The following is a 17,728-nucleotide window of genomic DNA, read 5'->3' as shown; positions in this document are numbered from 1 at the left end:
GCATCGCTCATGAAGGCGCGGATCACACCGTCCGAGGGCGCACCGCACGCCCGTATCCTCGGCATGGGCGCCTACCGGCCCCGCCGTGCGGTGACCAATGAGGAGCTGTGCCACCGGGTGGACTCCTCCGACGAGTGGATCCGCACCCGCACCGGAATCACCGCCCGCGGCTGGGCGGATCCCGACGAGACCATCGCCGATATGGCGGTGGCCGCCGCGGGCAAGGCGCTGGCCGCCGCGGGAGTCGCGGCCGACGCCCTGGACTGTGTCATCGTGGCCACCTTCACCCATCTGCGGCAGACGCCCGCGGTGGCGGCCGAGGTGGCACACCGGCTGGGGACACACGCCGCCGCGTTCGACGTGTCCGCGGGATGCGCGGGGTTTGTGCACGGTCTCTCGCTGGCCGCGGACGCGGTGCGGTCCCGGGGTGGCCATGTGCTGGTGATCGGGGCCGAGCGGATGACCGATCTGCTCGACCTGGACGACCGCTCGACGGCGGTCATCTTCGGTGACGGAGCGGGCGCGGTGGTGGTCGGACCGTCGCGGACGCCCGCGATCGGCCCGGTGGTCTGGGGCGCCGACGGCTCCCAGACCGAGGCCATCTCGCAGACCGTGCCATGGGACGCGTTACGTACCGACCGCGGTCTTCGGTGGCCCGCCCTTCAGCAGCAGGGACAGAAGGTGTTCCGCTGGGCGGTCTATGAGGTGTCCAAGGTGGCGGAGCGGGCCCTGGCCGCCGCCGGGGTGTCCGCGGCCGACATCGATGCCTTCATTCCGCACCAGGCCAATACGCGGATCATCGACGCGATGGCCAAGCGGCTGGGGCTGCCCGAGTCCACCGTCATCGCCCGGGACATCGTGACCACCGGAAACACCTCGGGGGCCTCCATCCCGCTGGCGATGGAGGCGCTGATGTCCTCCGACGCGACCAGCCCCGGGGATCTGGCGCTGCTGGTGGGCTACGGTGCGGGGCTGTCGTACGCGGCCACCGTCGTCGCACTGCCCTGAGCCCCGGCGGGCCCCGTGCCCGCGGACCCAACGGCACGAGGGGGCGGACCCGGTTCCGGGTCCGCCCCCTCGTATGGCCCGGCCCGCCCGGTCAGCCGGTGGCGCGGGTGCGGTCGGCGCGCTTGAGCAGATACGGCACAGCCATCTGGTGGATCGGTTTGGCCATGCCCCAGACGGCACGTGCGATTCCCTTGTTGAAACGCACAAAGGTCACCCAGACAACATCCCCGTCGTTCACCAGGACGATGTTGTAGGTCGCGACGATCCCGGAATGGGCCTCGATGGTCATCATCCCATCGTCGGAATCCGAGATGTGCCAGCCCAGCACATGCCGCGGCGAGGCGGACTTCGGGCCCATCCGTAAGCCGAGGACCTTGGTCCAGCCGAACCGGAGAAACCACCGCAGGACCCCTGGGGCGTCCTCGAAGGTGGCCCGGCCCCATTGTTCGGGCGTCAACTTCCGCGCGTCCTCGACGGGCAATTGATACGCCGACTCGTATTGGAATCCCGTGAATTTCCGCCCGTCCAGAAGTGCTCGCGGAACGTCGACACGCTGTGCGCGCGCAGTGGCCATGGGAGAGGGCTCCTTGGGAATCGCTGGCGGGGACTTATGGCCTGACGGCCCATGATGGCCCCGCACCTTACCCGCTGCTGACGAACGGCCGGAAGACGGCGCTTCACTATCCGCCGAATCCCGCACCGCTCTCCGCGACATGTCAGCCGACCGGATTCCTCCGGTCGGCTGACGGCCGCGCCCGATCACTCACCGGAAAGGGGTCCGGATCGATCGGCTCAGGCGCTCGTCCGCGGGGTCTGGGTGTCTTCCCGCTTGGCGGCCAGTTCGCACACCAGGTCGACCACATCTCCCACGGTGCGGACCCAGGAGAGCTGCTCCCGCTCCACATGCTGGCCGAGTTCGCGCTCCAGCACGGTGATGAGGTCGACGTAGTCCATCGAGTCCATGCCGAGGTCTTCGCGGAGATTGGTCCGCGGGTTCGCGACATCCTCCCGCGGCATCACCACGGCCTCGGCCAGTAGCGTGATCACCCGCTCCTCGAGCTGGGCGCGCTCCATATCCGCTCCTTCGGTCGATGCGCCGACGCCGGTCCCGGTCACGACGTCTGCGTCTGCGTCTGCGTCTGCGTCTGCGGCGAGATCGGCACCCCGGCCATGGCCAGCGCCTTCGGGGAGAGCTCATCGCGCTGCCAGCCCAGCGAGGAGAACCGGCTCAGCCCGTCGCCCTCGTTGTTGTGCCCCACCATCACCGAGTAGAGGTTGATGGTGCCGGGCTCCTGGAGCTGTTCGGCGAAGGGCACATCGTCGAACCCGGCGATCCGGCGGTGGCGGACCGTCAGCCCGCCGTACCGCCGCTCGTAGTCCTCCGGGGTGAAGGTCAGCACCCCGGTCTGGCCGCTGACGGCCGAGGGCTTGACGCTCTCGCGGTAGGTGCGGATCACGGAGTGGCTGCCGTTGACGAAGCGGAAGACGCTGAGGTTGCGGCGGAACGGCTCACGGTCGACCGCGATCTGCTGGACGAGGGTGGGCACGATATCCGGGGTCATGGCGGCGGCACCGTCGCCCGTGAAGGAGATGACGTTCTCCTCGCGCCGGGTGAGGATGCCGGGCAGGGCCATCAGACCGTCGCCCATCAGCCCCCGGCCGTACCAGCCGGAGACACAGGGGCTGGTACGCGGCAGGCTGTTGACCGCGGAGAGTCCGGCGCGGCCGATGTCGTAGACACCGACGTAGCGGTAGTCATGCTCACGGATGATGCCGTCCAGGACCCCGCGCAGCCGCCGGAAGAAGTAGTTGGTGGTCATGGGCAGCACCGGCAGCAGGCTGATCACATCGCCGTCGGAGTCGGTGGTGGACGCCATGGCGTCCCGCCGGTGGGCCAGCACCTCCGGGTCCACATCCAGCCGGTCCAGCAGGGTGCGCAGCACACCCTCGATATCGGCGACGATGCCCAGTCCGGTGAAGGGTGCCCGGTCGATCTCCCGCTCGGTGATCTGGATCGGGGCCAGCTGCCGGAGATGGGAATCGGAGAACGGGGTGTCGATCTGCGGGATCTGGGTGCCGAGGAACATCACCGACTGCTCGTCGCCGGGGCGGAGCCGTCCATCGCGGTACAGGTACTCGTAGACGCGGGTGGAGTAGCCGTACATGCTCAGCGTGCCGATGAACTCATCCACGGTGCGACCGTTGTGGTAGCGGGTCACGGTGCCGGGCTGGGCCACCGAGTCGGCCAGGCCGATACCCGCCTTGTGCGCCAGCTCGTACAGCAGCTCCTTGGCCGTGTCGCCGAGCGGTCCGACCTGACAGAGCAGCCTGCGGCGCTCGGAGTTGAGCAGCTGGGTCAGCCGGTCGACCTCGGGGGTGCGGACGGCCTCCACGGCGGGTGCCGCCACGGGCTCCGCCTGCGGCGACCGGTCGAGGTCGAGGGTGGTCTGGAGGACGTCGCGGGGGGCGATCACCATGACCGGGCCCCGGTCGGCCGAGTACGCCTCGAACGCCTCGGCGAGACCGCGGGGGATGTCCTCGGACCGCGGGATGTGAACCACCGGGAAGCCGCGGGCCAGCAGCGACGGACGGCTGTCCTCGGTGCGGTGGATGGTGCCCTGGAACGGGTGCCACTGATCGGCGCGGGAGTCGCAGCAGACGATGAAGCCCTTGGTGCGGACGGCCACGTGGTTGGCGAGCGTCCCGCGGAACTCCTCGTGCATACCGCTGGTGGCCACGATGGCGAACGGGGCGCCGTCGAGGGTGTATCGGGCCAGCGCGGAGCAGGCGAGGCTGTGCTCGCTGGGGCCGCGGACGATCGGGTTCCCACCCGCCACGGCGCGCTGCTCGATGTCGTCGATGAAGGTGGCGACCCCGGAGCCGGTGTAGTAGTGCAGCCCCCATTCGGCTCCGGCCCGGGCGGTCAGGAAGTCGGCGATGGCGTCGGCGATGGTGCTCGGCTTCATCGCGGGCCGCAGCCGGCTGTTGCTCTGCAACTGCACGGAGTCGACGAACGCGCAGGCGATATCGGCGGGGACGACCCACTCCTCGGCGGGCATCCAGCGCGGGGTGAAGTGCTCCACCGAGTAGAAGCTCTCGACATCGGCGTCGGTGTAGACATGCACCGTGTAGGGGCTCGGCTCGAACTCGACCGTCTCGCCCAGCTCCTGGGAGAGGGTGCCGAGCCGTTCGTTGAGCTCGTCGGGCGAGGTCATCCGGTAGCGGTAGTCCGCGTGGTCGACGACCAGCAGGCTGAGGACGGTCTTCTGCTCCTGTGCCGCCTTGATGACCGCGTCCCGGACGGCGTCGAGGGATTCCACCGTGAGAAGCGTGAACTGGTCCTCGGGTGCGACGAGGTCAAGAAACCTTAAACCGCGCTTGACCACTTCACGGTATTCGTCATTCACCGGATTGCCGGCCGGTGAAACGGCAATCTCGACATCACGCGCTCCGGCCAGATCGGAAAGCGCGCGGCCCGCCGCCGGGCCCATCACCTCGCTATCGGTGACAACAACCACCAGCCGGCGGAAGGGACTGATATGAGCCATCTCGGGCATCTAGAACATCCCAACAGTAGGCGTGATCAGGACTGACCAAGGTCGGAGAGTGGTTCTGACGTTCTGTCGCCCTCGATCCGACATCGTGCGACTATCCCAATTTCGATCCTGGCAGTCCTCCGTACTCGGTGTCAACGCATTGCGGATACAGGCTTTTTCACGGCGTCAGCCGGACTACCGCGGACCAGAGAGAACGGCCGGGGAGGCGCGGATTCCCCTTGGGCAGCCGGGCCACGATTCGCATCATGGGCGAGAGGCGATTCCAATGCGCGGCCGCGGGCAACTGCGAGGCGAAGCGCTCGACGGTCCAGCCCGCACGTTCGAAGAACGCAATCCCGTTCTCCGGTCCGAAGATGACCGGCGCGTTATTCGTTCTGCTCGCCTTACTGGACATCTTGAGGATGGCGGGTCCGATGATGTCCGCGACCCACCAGGCGACTTCCGGCCCCTTCAGCTCCGCGGCCAGCTCGCGCACCTCGGACTCCGGCAGATACAGCAGCAGTCCCTCGGTGATGACCAGCGTCTTCGCGGCTCCCTCGGTCGCCTCGCTCAGCCAACCGCGGCGCGCCGTCGCGTCGGCGAGGTCGACCGCCACCCGGGACAGCTTGCAGCGTGGCGACTCATCGGCCAGGAGCCGGTTCTTCTCGTCGACGATCCCCGGGAGGTCCACTTCGATCCACTCCAGGGACGGCGGCAGCGGAAGCCGGTACGGTCTGGTGTCCAGCCCGGCGGCGAGGTTGATGACCCGGTCGCATCCCTCGGCGAGGGACCGCTCGATGAGGTCGTCGATCAGCTTGGTGCGCGCGATGAAGAACCAGCCGTTGCCGAACGACCGCTTGGCCGCCTCGGCGATGATCCTGCCGCGCTCCCCCGCCAGTCCGGCCGCCAGCGGATCGTGGAACAGGGCGTCCGGACGGGTGGATTCCTGTGCCCGGTACTCCGCGACCCAGCGCGCGGTGTCGGAGACGTGGTCGAACACCGATTTCGCCATGGGCTCTCTCCCTTGTGCTGTGTCTGCCGCTTGTGCTGCCCGTGCTGGCTGTGTTGCTCCTGCTGTCGGCTGAACCGCGCTCAGGACGTGGAGACCCGGGTGAACCAGTCCCCGACCACCCGGGCGGTGGTGGCGGCCTTGTCCTCGAGGATCGAGAAGTGGTCGGCCAGGACGGATTCGCTGGTGTCCGCGGACTTCCAGACCGGATCGACGGGCAGGGTCAGCGGGGTGTCGGCGGCCACCGCCCGTACCGCGAGGGTCGGCGCGTCGAAGCTGCCCGGGGACCACTCGTCGTACAGCCGCAGATAGGACCCCATCGCCATCAGGTTGTTGTCGTTGACCACCAGACCGGTCGGATCCCGGTCGAGGATCTCGCTCATCGCCCAGACGAACAGGGCCTCGCGTTCGCTGCGCACATCGATGTCATAGGTGTCGATCATGACGACGCCCCGGGCGGGGTGGCCGCCGCGTTGCAGGCGTTCCGCGATGGCCTGGGCGATCAGCCCGCCGACGGAGTGGCCCACCAGGAAGAAGGGCTCGCCCGCGGCCGCCGCCAGGGTGGCGTCGGACATCGCCTCGATCGCCACCGTCCAGCTGGCGGGCAGCAGCCGGGACTTGCCGAACCCCGGGAGGACCAGCGCCGAGGTCCGCAGCCGTGGGCTGAACTCCGAGGCCAGCCGGGCGAATTGGTGCGGTCCGGAACCGGCGAGGAAGGACGGCAGGCAGACCACCGCGGGCGACGCCGCGCCCTCGGCCGCGAGCACCGAACCCGGCGCGCCGCCCAGCTCCGCCGTCGAGGAGAACGACGGCCGGAACCGCGAGGCGGCCATCACCATCGGCACGGCCTCGGGGATGGCGTTCTCGACATGGGCGCGGCGCAGCAGCACGGTGAGGGTGCCACGGCTCTCCTCGGCCGCGGCCGGACGCTCCGGCGGGCGTGCCGCGGGCCGCTCCTCGGCCCCGGCCAGCCAGTACCGCTGACGCTGGAAGGGGTAGGTGGGCAGCTCGACGGTGCGGGCGTCGCGCCCGGCGAACGAGGGCGACCAGTCGACCCGGACGCCTCCTACGTACGCCTGGGCCAGGATGTGCAGAAAGGTGGCCAGGCCGTCGGGGGCGCCCGGTACCGCTTCGGTGATCATGAATTCGGCGGGGTCGCCGCCCGCGGCGGTCACGGCACCGCTGAGGGTCTCGGTGAGCGTCAGCTGCGGGCTGATCTCGATGAAGGCGCGGAAGCCCTGTTCGGCCTGGGCGCGGAGGGTGTCCAGCAGAGTGCCGGACTCCGCCGCGCCGGTGGCGGTCGCGGTGGCCACGGCGTATGCGGCGTCCTCGAGGGTGCGCCGTCCGTCGATCACCTCCGTGGCGCGTTCGGCCCCGGGCTCACCGACCACCGCGTCGGGCTCCACACCGTAGGCGCGCCACAGTGTGGCCAGGGACACCTGGACGGCGAAGAGGGCGGGGCCGAAGACGCCGGGGTCCTCGGGCGCGGGGGCGCCCTGGGCGCCGTTGACCACGTCCAGCAGGTTCCAGCCGGTGTGCGGGGCAAGCACCCGGGCGCACTCCTCCATCCGCGTGGCGAACTCCGGCGCGGACACCAGGAGGTGACGGGCGAGCCCCAGGGACTGCTTACCGGGAGCGGGCACCACGAACGCCGTACTCCCGGCCCGTGCTCCCGAGTTGAGCAGCACACCGGGGGCCGGATCCCCGCTGATCACCTTGTCCAGTCCGGTCATCAGCTCGTCGCGGTCACGGCCGACCACGACCGCGCGGTGGGAGAGCTGGGCGCGGCCGGTGGCGAGGGAGTGGCCGATGTCCACGGCGTCGAGACCGGGGTGTTGGGTCAGCCATTCCCGCAGCCCCCGGGCCTGGGCTGTGAGTCCGGAGGGCATCTTGCCCGACACCGCCCACACCACCGGCTCCCCGGGCGTGGTGGCGGCGGGCCGGGCAGCAGGGGTGGATGCCGGGTCGGCGGGGGGTTCCTCGACGATGAGATGGGCGTTGGTACCACTGGCACCGAAACTGGACACACCCGCCCGCCGGGGCACCTCACCACGCGGCCACGGACGCGCCGCCGTCAGCAACTCCACCGCCCCGGAGGACCAGTCCACCTTGGAGGTCGGTTCATCCGCATACAGCGTCGCGGGTAAGGTCTCCGCCCGCATCGCCATGATCATCTTGATCAGACCACCCACCCCCGCGGCAGCCTGCGTATGCCCGATATTCGACTTCAGAGAACCCAGCCACAACGGCCGCCCCACAGCACGACCCTGACCATAGGTGGCCAGCAACGCCTGAGCCTCAATCGGATCACCCAGCACCGTGGCCGTGCCATGCCCCTCCACCACATCCACCTCGGCCACGGACAACCCCGCATCCGCCAACGCCGCACGAATCACCCGCTCCTGCGACGGACCATTCGGCGCCGTCATCCCATTACTCGCACCATCCTGATTCACCGCCGAACCACGCAACACCGCACGCACCCGATGACCCAAGCGCCGCGCGTCCGACAACCGCTCCAGCAGCAGCACGCCCATGCCCTCCGCCCATCCGGTGCCGTCCGCCGAGGCCGAGAAGGACCGGCAGCGGCCGTCCGGTGACAGTGCCCGCTGCCGGGAGAACTCCACGAACACGCCCGGTGTGGCCAGTACGGTCACCCCGCCGGCCAGGGCCATCGAGCACTCGCCTCGGCGCAGCGACTGCATCGCCAGATGGGTGGCCACCAGCGAGGACGAACACGCGGTGTCCACCGTCAGCGCCGGACCCTCGAAACCGAAGGTGTACGCCACCCGGCCGGAGACAAAACTGCCCAGGTTGCCCAGTCCCCAGCGGCCGCCGACCTGGTCGTCGCGCTGACGCGCCAGCCAGGCGTAGTCCTGGAACATGGCCCCGGCGAACACTCCGGTGGGGCTGGAGCGCATCGCGTCGGGGGCGATACCGGCGTCCTCGAACGCCTCCCACACGCCTTCGAGCAGCAACCGCTGCTGCGGGTCCATGGCGAGGGCGTCACGGCGGCTGATACCGAAGAACCGGGGGTCGAACTCGGTGGCCGTGGACAGGAAACCACCGGTGCGGACATAACTGGTGCCCGGGTGGCCGGGGTCGGGGTCGTAGAGGGCGTCCAGGTCCCAGCCCCGGTCGTCGGGGAAGCCGGAAATGGCCTCCCGGCCCTCCGCCACCAGCTGCCACAGGTCCGTACGGGACATCACCTCACCGGGGTAGCGGCAGGCCATGCCGACGACGGCGATCGGCTCCCGGAGGCGTTCGGTCTCCTGCCGCAGCCGGACGTTGTCCTTCATGGCCGCGCGCAGTGCTTCTACGACATCCTCGTTGTCGACGGGCATGAGTGTGGGTCCAATCACGAGTCGTTGCCGCGCAGGGCCAGGCGGACGAGGGTTTCGGCATCCATGTCGTCGAGCTCGGCCGCCGCGACGGGCGCGCCGTCGCCGCGGGGTGCGCCGCCGCCTCCGGTGGCGGTCGAACGCGGCGGTGTTTCCCGGGACGGGTGGTCGGCCGGGGTGTCCCCGGGCGGGTCCGCGGGGGTGTCGCCAGCGGGGAAGAGCCTGCCCGCCAGGAACAGGGACACCGCCCGTGGGGTGGGGTGGTCGAACACCGCCGTCACCGGCAGTCCGAGTCCGGTGGCCAGGTTCAGCCGGTTACGCAGTTGTACGGCTCCCAGTGAGTCGAAGCCGAGTTCATTGAAGGCCCGGTCCGGGGGGACCGCGTCCGGTCCCGGATACCTCAGCACCGCGGCGATCTCGGTGCGTACCAGGCGCAGCAGAAGGCGTACGCGCTCCGGTCCGGTCCGGTCGGCCAGCTCCTCCATGAGCGCGGCGGAGGTGGCGGCGGGGCGGGCGGGCGTGGTGCGTACCAGGCCGCGCAGTGGGGCGGGTGCCGTGCCCGCGGCGGTCTGGGCGCGCAGGGCGGCCATGTCCAGCCGCGCGGCCATGACCAGGGGGGCGGGCGCCGCGAGGGTGGCGTCCAGCAGCCGCAGCCCTTCCTCGGCGGTCAGGGCGATCACCCCGCTGTCGGCCAGCCGGGCGGTGTCGGCCCGGCTGAGGTGGCCGGTCATCTCGCTGGTCTCCTCCCACAGCCCCCAGGCGAGGGACACGGCGGGCAGGCCCTGGGCGCGGCGGTGGTGAGCCAGGGTGTCCAGGAAGGTGTTGGCGGCGGCGTAGTTGCCCTGCCCTGGTCCGCCGATGACCCCGGCCAGCGAGGAGAACAGCACAAACGCGGTGAGGTCGTGGTCGGCGGTCAGCTCGTGCAGATGCCATGCCGAGTCGGCCTTGGCGCGCAGCACCCGGTCCAGCTGGTCGCCGGTCATGGAGGTGATCAGGGCGTCGTCAAGCACACCTGCGGCGTGTACGACGGCTCTCAGCGGACGGTCCTCGGAGACCGTGGTGAGCAGCTCGGCCACGGCGGCGCGGTCGGACATATCGCAGGCGGCGATCCTGACCTCGGCGCCCAGGGCGGTGAGTTCGTCCCTCAGCGCGCCGGCGCCCTCCGCGGCCGGGCCGCGACGGCTGGCCAGCAGCAGACGCCGCACACCGTGTGCGGCGACGAGATGGCGTGCCACCAGCGCCCCAAGACCTCCGGTGCCACCGGTGATCAGCGCGGTCGCGTGCGGATCGAAGGACGGGGCGGCCGGGGCGGGGTGGGTCCGGACCGCACGCGGCACCAGCAACGCGCCGTCACGCACGGCGACTTGGGGTTCATCGACGGCCAGGGCGGAGACGAGGGCGTCCGGTCCGGGGGCGGCGTCGAGGTCGACCAGCCGGAAGGTGTCCGGATTCTCGGCCTGTGCGCTGCGCACGAGGCCCCACAGCGGAGCGAGCTCCAGGGCGGGTTCATCGGTGGGGCGCGCGGCCACCGCGGCTCTGGTGACGAGCACCAGCCGGGTGTCCTGGAGCCCTTCGGTGGCCAGCCACTCCCGCAGCAGAGCGAGCACTCCGCTCGTCACCGTCCGCACCGCGTCGGGTGCGGTCCTGGCGTCCGGTGGTCCGAGGGGCGCGATGACCCACCGGGGCGGTGTGCCTTCGGTGCCCTCCAGCAGCGAGCCGAGGTCGGGATAGGCGCGGGGCGGCGCGCCGTTCACCTCGAGCCCCTCCCCCGTGCCGAGGACGGCCACGGTGTCGATGGCCACCGGAGCGGATGTCGTGGCGGGCGCCCAGTCCACACCGAACAGACAGTCGGCCGTCACCGAGCGCGCGGCGGCGAGCTGGGCCATGGACACCGGCCGTGCCAGCACCGAGTCCACCGAGACGAGGAGGTGTCCGTCGGTGTCCCGGGCGGACATCCGCAGGGTGTCGGCGCCGAGCGGGGTCAGTCGGACGCGCAGTTCCCGGGCGGCGCGGTCACCGGGCCGGATCCGCACCCCGGACCAGCTGAACGGCAGCCATGCGGAGCCGGATCCTTCCGCGTCCACGCGGTCGGCGAAGGCCGCGTGGAAGGCGGCGTCCAGCAGCGCGGGATGGAGGAGGTGGCGGGGGTCGATGTCCTCGTCACCGCCGTCGAGGCGGACGTCGGCGCAGATCTCGTCCCCGCACCGCCAGGCGGCCCGTACCCCACGGAACATCCCGCCGTACTCCATGCCCCGGTCGGCCAGGCGGTCGTAGAGATCGCCGATCCGGATGGCGACCGCGCCCTCGGGGGGCCAGGTGGCGGGCGGTTCCTCGGCGGCTGGCGCGTCGGCCGAGACGGCCAGCAACCCGGACGCGTTCTGGGTCCAGCCGTCCGCGCCGTCCTCGGAGTGCAGGGTGAAGGCGGCCCGGCCGCGGGTGTCGGGCTCGGCCACCTGGAGCTGGATCCCGATCCCCGCGTCCCGCACCACCAAGGGGGATTCCAGGGTCAGTTCCTCGACGACGGGGACACCGAGGCGGTCACCCGCGCTCGCGGCGAGGTCCACCAGCGCCGTGCCCGGCACGAACACCTCACCGAACACGGTGTGACCGGCCAGCCACGGCAATCGCTCCAGCGCGAGCCGCCCGGTGAACACCGAGCCCAGTCCGCCCGCCAGGCGCACCTGACCGGTCAGCAGCGGATGGCGTGCGGAAGTGAGTCCGGCGGCGCGTGGATCACCCGTACCCTCCCCGGCGGTGGCCCAGTAGCGCTGCCGGGTGAAGGCGTAGCGGGGCAGGTCGACACGGTGGGCGGAACGTCCGGTGAACGCGGCCGACCAGTCCACCTCGACACCGCGCACATACGCCTCGCCGACGGACCCGAGGAAGTCCTCGAGCCGTCCGTGGTCCCGCCGCACCGACCCCAGGACCACCGCGTCGAGGTCGCCCAGGGACTCGATGGACTGCTGGAGGGCGGCGGTGAGCACGGGGTGCGGGCTGATCTCGACGAAAACCCGGCAGCCCTGGTCGGCCAGCTGGCGGACGGTCTGCTCGAAGAGCACCGGGTTGCGCAGATTGGCGTACCAGTAGTCGGCGTCGAGGGTGGTGGTCTCGACCGCCTTCCCGGTCACGGTCGAGTGGAAGGCGACCTGTCCCGCCCGCGGTTTCACCGGGGCGAGCGCGGTGTGCAACCGCTCGCGGAGCTCCTCGATATGCGGTGAGTGGGAGGCGTAGTCGACGGGGATCCGGCGGACCCAGACGTCCTCGGCGACACAGTCCTCGAAGAGTTCGTCCAGCGCGGCGGAGTCACCGGAGACGATGACCGAGGACGGGCCGTTGACGGCGGCCACGGACACCTCGCCCGTGACCATCGCCAGCCGGGCCCGGACATCCTCCACGGACTCGGCGATGGACAGCATCCCGCCGTCGCGGCCCAGGGTGGCTATCTCCTTGCCGCGCAGGGCGACCACCCGGGCGGCGTCGTCGAGGGTGAGCGCACCGGCGACACAGGCGGCGGCGATCTCGCCCTGGGAGTGGCCGACCACCGCGTCCGGCCGCACACCGTAGGAGCGCCACAGGGCGGCGAGGGAGACCATCATGGCGAACAGGGCGGGCTGGACCACATCGACCCGGTCGAGCGAGGGCGCGTCCGGGGCGCCGTTGAGCACGTCGAGCAGCCACCACCCGGTGTAGGGCTCGAGCGCCTCCGCGCACTCCCGCATCCGCTCGGCGAACACCGGTGAGGAGGCCAGCAACTCCACGGCCATTCCGGTCCATTGCGAGCCCTGCCCGGGGAAGACGAACACCACCCGGCCCGGCCGGGCGCTCACACCGGGGGTTTCCTGTCCGGGGTCCGGGTGGGCGATCCGGTCAAGCCCGGTGAGCAGGTCGTCGCGGCCGTGGCCGACGACCACCGCGCGGTGCGAGAGCGCGGCGCGCGTGCTGGCGAGGGAGTAGCCCACGTCCACCGGATCCAGTCCGGGTTCGGCCAGCAGCCGTGCGCGCAGACTGCGTGCCTGAGCCGACAGCCCCGCCCGCTGTTTCCCGGACAGCACCCAGACGGTCGGGGTACCGGCGGGCGGCGGGGGACCAGTTGGGGCAGGCTGCTCGGCGGGTGGTTCCTCGACGATGAGATGGGCGTTGGTACCACTGGCACCGAAACTGGACACACCCGCCCGCCGCGGCACCTCACCACGCGGCCACGGACGCGCCGCCGTCAGCAACTCCACCGCCCCCGAAGACCAGTCCACCCTCGACGTCGGTTCATCCGCATACAGCGTCGCGGGTAAGGTCTCCGCCCGCATCGCCATGATCATCTTGATCAGACCACCCACCCCCGCGGCAGCCTGCGTATGCCCGATATTCGACTTCAGAGAACCCAGCCACAACGGCCGCCCCACAGCACGACCCTGACCATAGGTGGCCAGCAACGCCTGAGCCTCAATCGGATCACCCAGCACCGTGGCCGTGCCATGCCCCTCCACCACGTCCACCTCGGCCACGGACAACCCCGCATCCGCCAACGCCGCACGAATCACCCGCTCCTGCGACGGACCATTCGGCGCCGTCATCCCATTACTCGCACCATCCTGATTCACCGCCGAACCACGCAACACCGCACGCACCCGATGACCCAAGCGCCGCGCGTCCGACAACCGCTCCAGCAGCAGCACACCGAGGCCGTCGGAGAACCCGGTGCCGTCCGCCTCCTCCGCGAAGGACCGGCAGCGGCCGTCCGGCGAGAGCGCCCGCTGCCGGGAGAACTCCAGGTACACGGTGGGTGTGGCGGCCACGGTCACCCCGCCCACCACGGCCATCGAACACTCACCGTGGCGCAGCGAGCGCATCGCCAGATGGGTGGCCACCAGCGAGGACGAACACGCGGTGTCCACCGTCAGCGCCGGACCCTCGAAACCGAAGGTGTACGCCACCCGGCCGGAGGCGACGGCGGGCAGGGTGCCGATCCCCCAGTAGCCCTGGAGGCCGGTGCCGCCGGAGCGGGCCACATAGCTGTAGTCGACGCCGGAGACGCCCGCGAACACCCCGGTGCGGCTGGAGCGGAGGGTGCCGGGGTCGATCCCGGCGTCCTCGAACACCTCCCAGACGCCTTCGAGCAGCAACCGCTGCTGGGGGTCCATCGCCAGCGCCTCGCGCGGACTGATGCCGAAGAACTCGGCGTCGAACTCGGTGGCGGCGTGCACGAATCCGCCGGACGTGGCGTACGCGGTGCCGGGGTGGTCCGGGTCGGGGTGGTACAGCTCGTCCAGTGGCCAGCCGCGGTCGGCCGGGAAGCCGGTGATCGCGTCCCGGCCCTCGTCGACCAGCCGCCACAGCTCCTCGGGGGATCCGACACCGCCCGGGTAGCGGCAGGCCACGCCCACGACGGCGATGGGGTCGTCCGCGCCGCACGCTTCACCTTCCGGTGGCGCCTCGGGCTCGGTGGTATCACCGTCCGTCAGTCCCATACGGGAGAGCAGATAGCGTGCGACCGCATAGGGATTGGGCTGGTCGAACAACATGGTGAGCGGTAACTCAAGGCCGCAGAGGGAGCTCAATTCCTCGGTCAGCGCGACGGCCGCGAGAGAGTTGTAGCCATAGTCGAGATAGGGGCGCCGCGGATCGATGGCGTGGGGCGGCTGGCCGAGCAGCGCCGCCGTTTCTCTCACCACCACATCGAGCACGATCCGCAAACGCTCGTCCGCCGCGCTCTCCGCCAGCCGGGCTGCCAGGGAATCGCCGGACGGCGCACCGCCAGTTCCTGAAGTCCCCACGTTGTCCACCCTTTCTACGAACCTTCGGTCGGGCCGCAAAAGGGGGCCGGTGGCCCCGGGTTCGAGACGGGAGGCGGACGTGACGCCTTTTCTCCCCCGAGGCACTCCCCCCGCGATTCATCCGCACAAGGGGATAATTCCGTTTCCCTCACTGTCAACTCCGCGACATCTTCCGGTCCATGAGTGCTGTGGTCGCTTTGCGGTGTGGTGGGAGATCACCATCGGAAGGCGGCCGCCGCGGCGAAATCCCCGGCGTGCGCGAAGCCCGCCGTGACCACGAGATTGCCGGGCTTGATACGGCCGGCGGTGACCGCGTCGTGCAGGGTGACGGGCGCCCCCGCTCCGTAGAGATTGCCGAAGCGGTCATAGGTGTCGAGGTGCCGCTCGGCGTCGATTCCGAGCGCGTTCCGCCAGTTGCGCAGAAAGACGCGGTTCGGCTGGTTGGTGATGAGGACGTCGATCTCGTCGACGCCGAACGCGCATCGCTCGCTCAACTCGCGGACGAGCTCCGGCACCAGCCGGTTTCCGAGCTCCAGGGTCTCCTTGGTCTTCGCGGCGTCGAACCGCACATCGAGCACGCTCTCACCGGTCTGCCAGTGGTGGCGGCCGTCGGAGGTCGCCATGCCGAGGTCGCGCGCCGTGGCGGGGGTGTTACGGACGCGAGTGCCCAGCAGCCGGGGTGTGTCGGGGCCGGGGTCGGCGGTGACCAGGGCGACTCCACAGCCGTCACCGGCGGCGACGCTATGGGATTTGAAGCGGTTGCCGTCCTGGGCGAAGATCTGGCCCGCGGTGTTCTGCACATTGGCTATCAGCGCGGTTCTGGCACCCTCGCTCGCCATGAGGGACGCCACGAGCTTCAGCATGTACGGGAAGGACGCACAGCCGCCGTTGTGCAGATCGATGATCCACTCGGGCGTCATCCCCATCCGGTGGGCGGTGTCGGCGCCGCATCCGGTGAACAGGTCGTCGGGCAGCAGCACATTGGTGATCAGGACGTCCACCTCACGGGCGGGATCGACACCGAGCCGCTCGAACATCGGCACCGCGGCCCGCTCGATCATCTCGCCGGCCCGGTCCCCCGGTGCGACATGGTGGCGCCATCGCGGTGCGCGCAACAGCGGTCCATTGTCCATCGGGCTCAGTTCCAGACCCGCCTCGATGTACGACTCCAGGCTGATCGGCTCATGCGGCAGATAATTCCCGGTCCCCACAATGCCGATCGAGGAGGTTAAGACAGGCACGCCCCGTTTCCTTCCCCTCGTGCTCATGACTCTCGTGCTCATGACTCTCGCGCTCATGACTCTCGCGCTTATGATGCGACGAGCTTACGCGTCACCGGTCGGAAACGGCCAGGGTCGAGATCCCGATCTCCGCTTCCTCGTCATCGGGAAGATCTTCCCGCATGTCACGCCGCCGGATGAACAGCAGTGCGATGAGGGCGCCGATCCCGGCGACCACCGCCAGCACCAGGAAACACAGATGCATACTGCTGACGAATACGCTGTCGGCTGAGTGGAGAAAGTCCTTCCGCAAAGGTTCCGGAATGGACTCACTCGCTTCTCTGGCACCGCCGTTGGCGATGGTGACACCGAGGGTGTGGGTGTCCACTCCGGAGGCGCCGAGCTGCTGGCCGACCGCACTGTCGGAGAATTCCCGCGCCACATGGTTCTGGAACAGAGAACCGGTGGCGGCGATTCCGAGTGCCACTCCGATCTGCTGGAATGTCTCGCTCGCTCCTGAAGCCATCCCGGCCCGGGCCGGTTCGGCGACCAGCATCGCGACCGAGGCACGTGGCGGATTGAAGGCCCCCATTCCGATACCAGCGGCGATCATGCTGGGCAGCAGCGCCGTCCACGACGAATCCTGGTCGGCGAGCAGCACCAGGAGCATCGCGGTACACAGGAACACCCCGCTGCCGAACAGCAGCAGCCGGGTAGGAAAGCGATTCATCACCATACCGGCCACGGTCCCGGCGACGAGCATGCCGAAGGTCAATGGCAGGAAGCGGACACCGGTCTCCCACGCGCTCAACCCGAGCACGTTCTCCACGTAGTTGGCTTCCAGGAAGATGGAGGTCGTACCGGCCATGTAGGCGAAGAGCGCGACCAGGGCCAGCCCGACGAAGGTCACATTGCGGAACAGGCCCATATCGAGCATCGCGGCGGGCCCGCGGCGGCGCTCCACCACGGCGAACAGCGCGAGCCCCGCCACCGCCAGTACGCCCAGGCCGACGATCCCCGGGTCGCCCCAGCCGTCCTGCGGTCCGCGGATCAGCCCCAGAACAAGGGCGAGCAGCGCGACCGAGAGCAGCAGCAGACCCGGTACGTCCACACCCCGGGCCCGGGGGTCGCGCGACTCACGGACGAACACGGCGGTGATGACGATGGCGAACACCCCGATGGGGATGTTGAGATAGAAGATCCACCGCCAGCTCGCGGTGGTGACCAGGGCGGCGCCGATCAGCGGCCCCAGGGCGACCGCGAGCCCGATGATGGCCCCGAACACGGAGAACGCGACCGCCCGTTCCCTGCCGCGGAACTGATGGGAGATCAGCGCCGGGGCCACGGCGAACAGCACGGCTCCACCGACCCCCTGGGCACCGCGCGAGATGTCCAGGGCGAGGCCGGTGTTGGACATTCCGCAGGCCAGTGAGGCCAGGGTGAAGACGACAAACCCCACCTGGAAGATCTTCTTGCGGCCGAGGGTGTCGGCCAGCGCCCCGGCGGTCAGCAGGAAGACGGCGAGGGTGAGGGCATAGGCGTCGAGGACCCACTGCACCTCCTCGAAACCGGCGTCCAGCTCCTGGCGGATCACCGGCAGGGCGACGTTCACCACGCTGAGGTCGAGCATCAGCATGAACGTCCCGAGTACGGCCGCCGTCAGCGTCCACCACCGGGAGGCGCCGGAGGAGGGTGGCGAGGAGGGCCTTCGGCCCTCCGGCTGTGGACCCCCTCCGCCTGCGGAGGGATCGGGACCGGCAGCAGGGCTCACGGACCGCTCTGAGGCCACTCGGATTCCCCTATGCGTCGAACGAAACGGACCACGCTCTACGGTTCCGGCACGTGG

9 protein-coding genes are annotated in these 17,728 nt (G+C 70.1%); 1 reads left to right on the top strand and 8 read right to left on the bottom strand.

The window, feature by feature from the left end:
• Positions 1-9 precede the first annotated feature (9 nt).
• On the top strand, positions 10-1,008 hold the full coding sequence (locus AB0C66_RS33415; RefSeq protein ID WP_362447393.1) for a beta-ketoacyl-ACP synthase 3: 999 nt from the start codon (positions 10-12) through the stop codon (positions 1,006-1,008).
• A gap of 91 nt (positions 1,009-1,099) precedes the next feature.
• Here AB0C66_RS33415 and AB0C66_RS33410 read toward each other — a convergent pair whose 3' ends face one another.
• The 8 genes from AB0C66_RS33410 to AB0C66_RS33375 form a co-directional block, all read right to left on the bottom strand.
• On the bottom strand, positions 1,100-1,582 hold the full coding sequence (locus tag AB0C66_RS33410) for a DUF2867 domain-containing protein (protein WP_362447390.1): 483 nt from the start codon (positions 1,580-1,582) through the stop codon (positions 1,100-1,102).
• Positions 1,583-1,800: 218 nt separating this feature from the next.
• The gene (locus tag AB0C66_RS33405) at positions 1,801-2,082 is read right to left on the bottom strand and encodes an acyl carrier protein (protein WP_362447387.1); all 282 of its coding nucleotides are present in this window, start codon (positions 2,080-2,082) and stop codon (positions 1,801-1,803) included.
• Positions 2,083-2,120: 38 nt separating this feature from the next.
• Positions 2,121-4,565 carry a hypothetical protein gene (locus AB0C66_RS33400; RefSeq protein ID WP_362447385.1) on the bottom strand — a complete coding sequence of 815 codons (2,445 nt, stop codon included), beginning with the start codon at positions 4,563-4,565 and terminating at the stop codon, positions 2,121-2,123.
• A 157-nt stretch (positions 4,566-4,722) separates the two neighbouring features.
• Complete coding sequence (locus tag AB0C66_RS33395) at positions 4,723-5,556, bottom strand: SAM-dependent methyltransferase (RefSeq protein WP_362447382.1); 834 nt, start codon at positions 5,554-5,556, stop codon at positions 4,723-4,725.
• A gap of 80 nt (positions 5,557-5,636) precedes the next feature.
• A complete protein-coding gene (locus AB0C66_RS33390; protein ID WP_362447379.1) occupies positions 5,637-8,897 on the bottom strand; it encodes an alpha/beta fold hydrolase in 3,261 nt (1,086 codons plus the stop codon).
• A 14-nt stretch (positions 8,898-8,911) separates the two neighbouring features.
• Positions 8,912-14,662, bottom strand: a complete 5,751-nt coding sequence (locus AB0C66_RS33385) for a type I polyketide synthase (protein WP_362447376.1) — start codon at positions 14,660-14,662, stop codon at positions 8,912-8,914.
• 215 nt (positions 14,663-14,877) lie between these two features.
• Positions 14,878-15,903 carry a 3-oxoacyl-[acyl-carrier-protein] synthase III C-terminal domain-containing protein gene (locus tag AB0C66_RS33380; protein ID WP_362447374.1) on the bottom strand — a complete coding sequence of 342 codons (1,026 nt, stop codon included), beginning with the start codon at positions 15,901-15,903 and terminating at the stop codon, positions 14,878-14,880.
• A 91-nt stretch (positions 15,904-15,994) separates the two neighbouring features.
• A complete protein-coding gene (locus AB0C66_RS33375) occupies positions 15,995-17,545 on the bottom strand; it encodes an MFS transporter (protein ID WP_362447597.1) in 1,551 nt (516 codons plus the stop codon).
• Positions 17,546-17,728 lie beyond the last annotated feature (183 nt).

It is taken from the genome of Streptomyces sp. NPDC048636, from assembly GCF_040650655.1.
Classification (GTDB): Bacteria; Actinomycetota; Actinomycetes; order Streptomycetales; family Streptomycetaceae; genus Streptomyces.
This window is presented reverse-complemented; position numbering and strand designations above follow the sequence as displayed.

Excerpts from the sequence above, each read along its gene's own strand:
- AB0C66_RS33415 (WP_362447393.1), top strand. The coding sequence starts at position 10 with ATGAAGGCGCGGATCACACCGTCCGAGGGCGCACCGCACGCCCGTATC.
- AB0C66_RS33410 (WP_362447390.1), bottom strand. The coding sequence starts at position 1,582 with ATGGCCACTGCGCGCGCACAGCGTGTCGACGTTCCGCGAGCACTTCTG.
- AB0C66_RS33405 (WP_362447387.1), bottom strand. The coding sequence starts at position 2,082 with ATGGAGCGCGCCCAGCTCGAGGAGCGGGTGATCACGCTACTGGCCGAG.
- AB0C66_RS33400 (WP_362447385.1), bottom strand. The coding sequence starts at position 4,565 with ATGCCCGAGATGGCTCATATCAGTCCCTTCCGCCGGCTGGTGGTTGTT.
- AB0C66_RS33395 (WP_362447382.1), bottom strand. The coding sequence starts at position 5,556 with ATGGCGAAATCGGTGTTCGACCACGTCTCCGACACCGCGCGCTGGGTC.
- AB0C66_RS33390 (WP_362447379.1), bottom strand. The coding sequence starts at position 8,897 with ATGCCCGTCGACAACGAGGATGTCGTAGAAGCACTGCGCGCGGCCATG.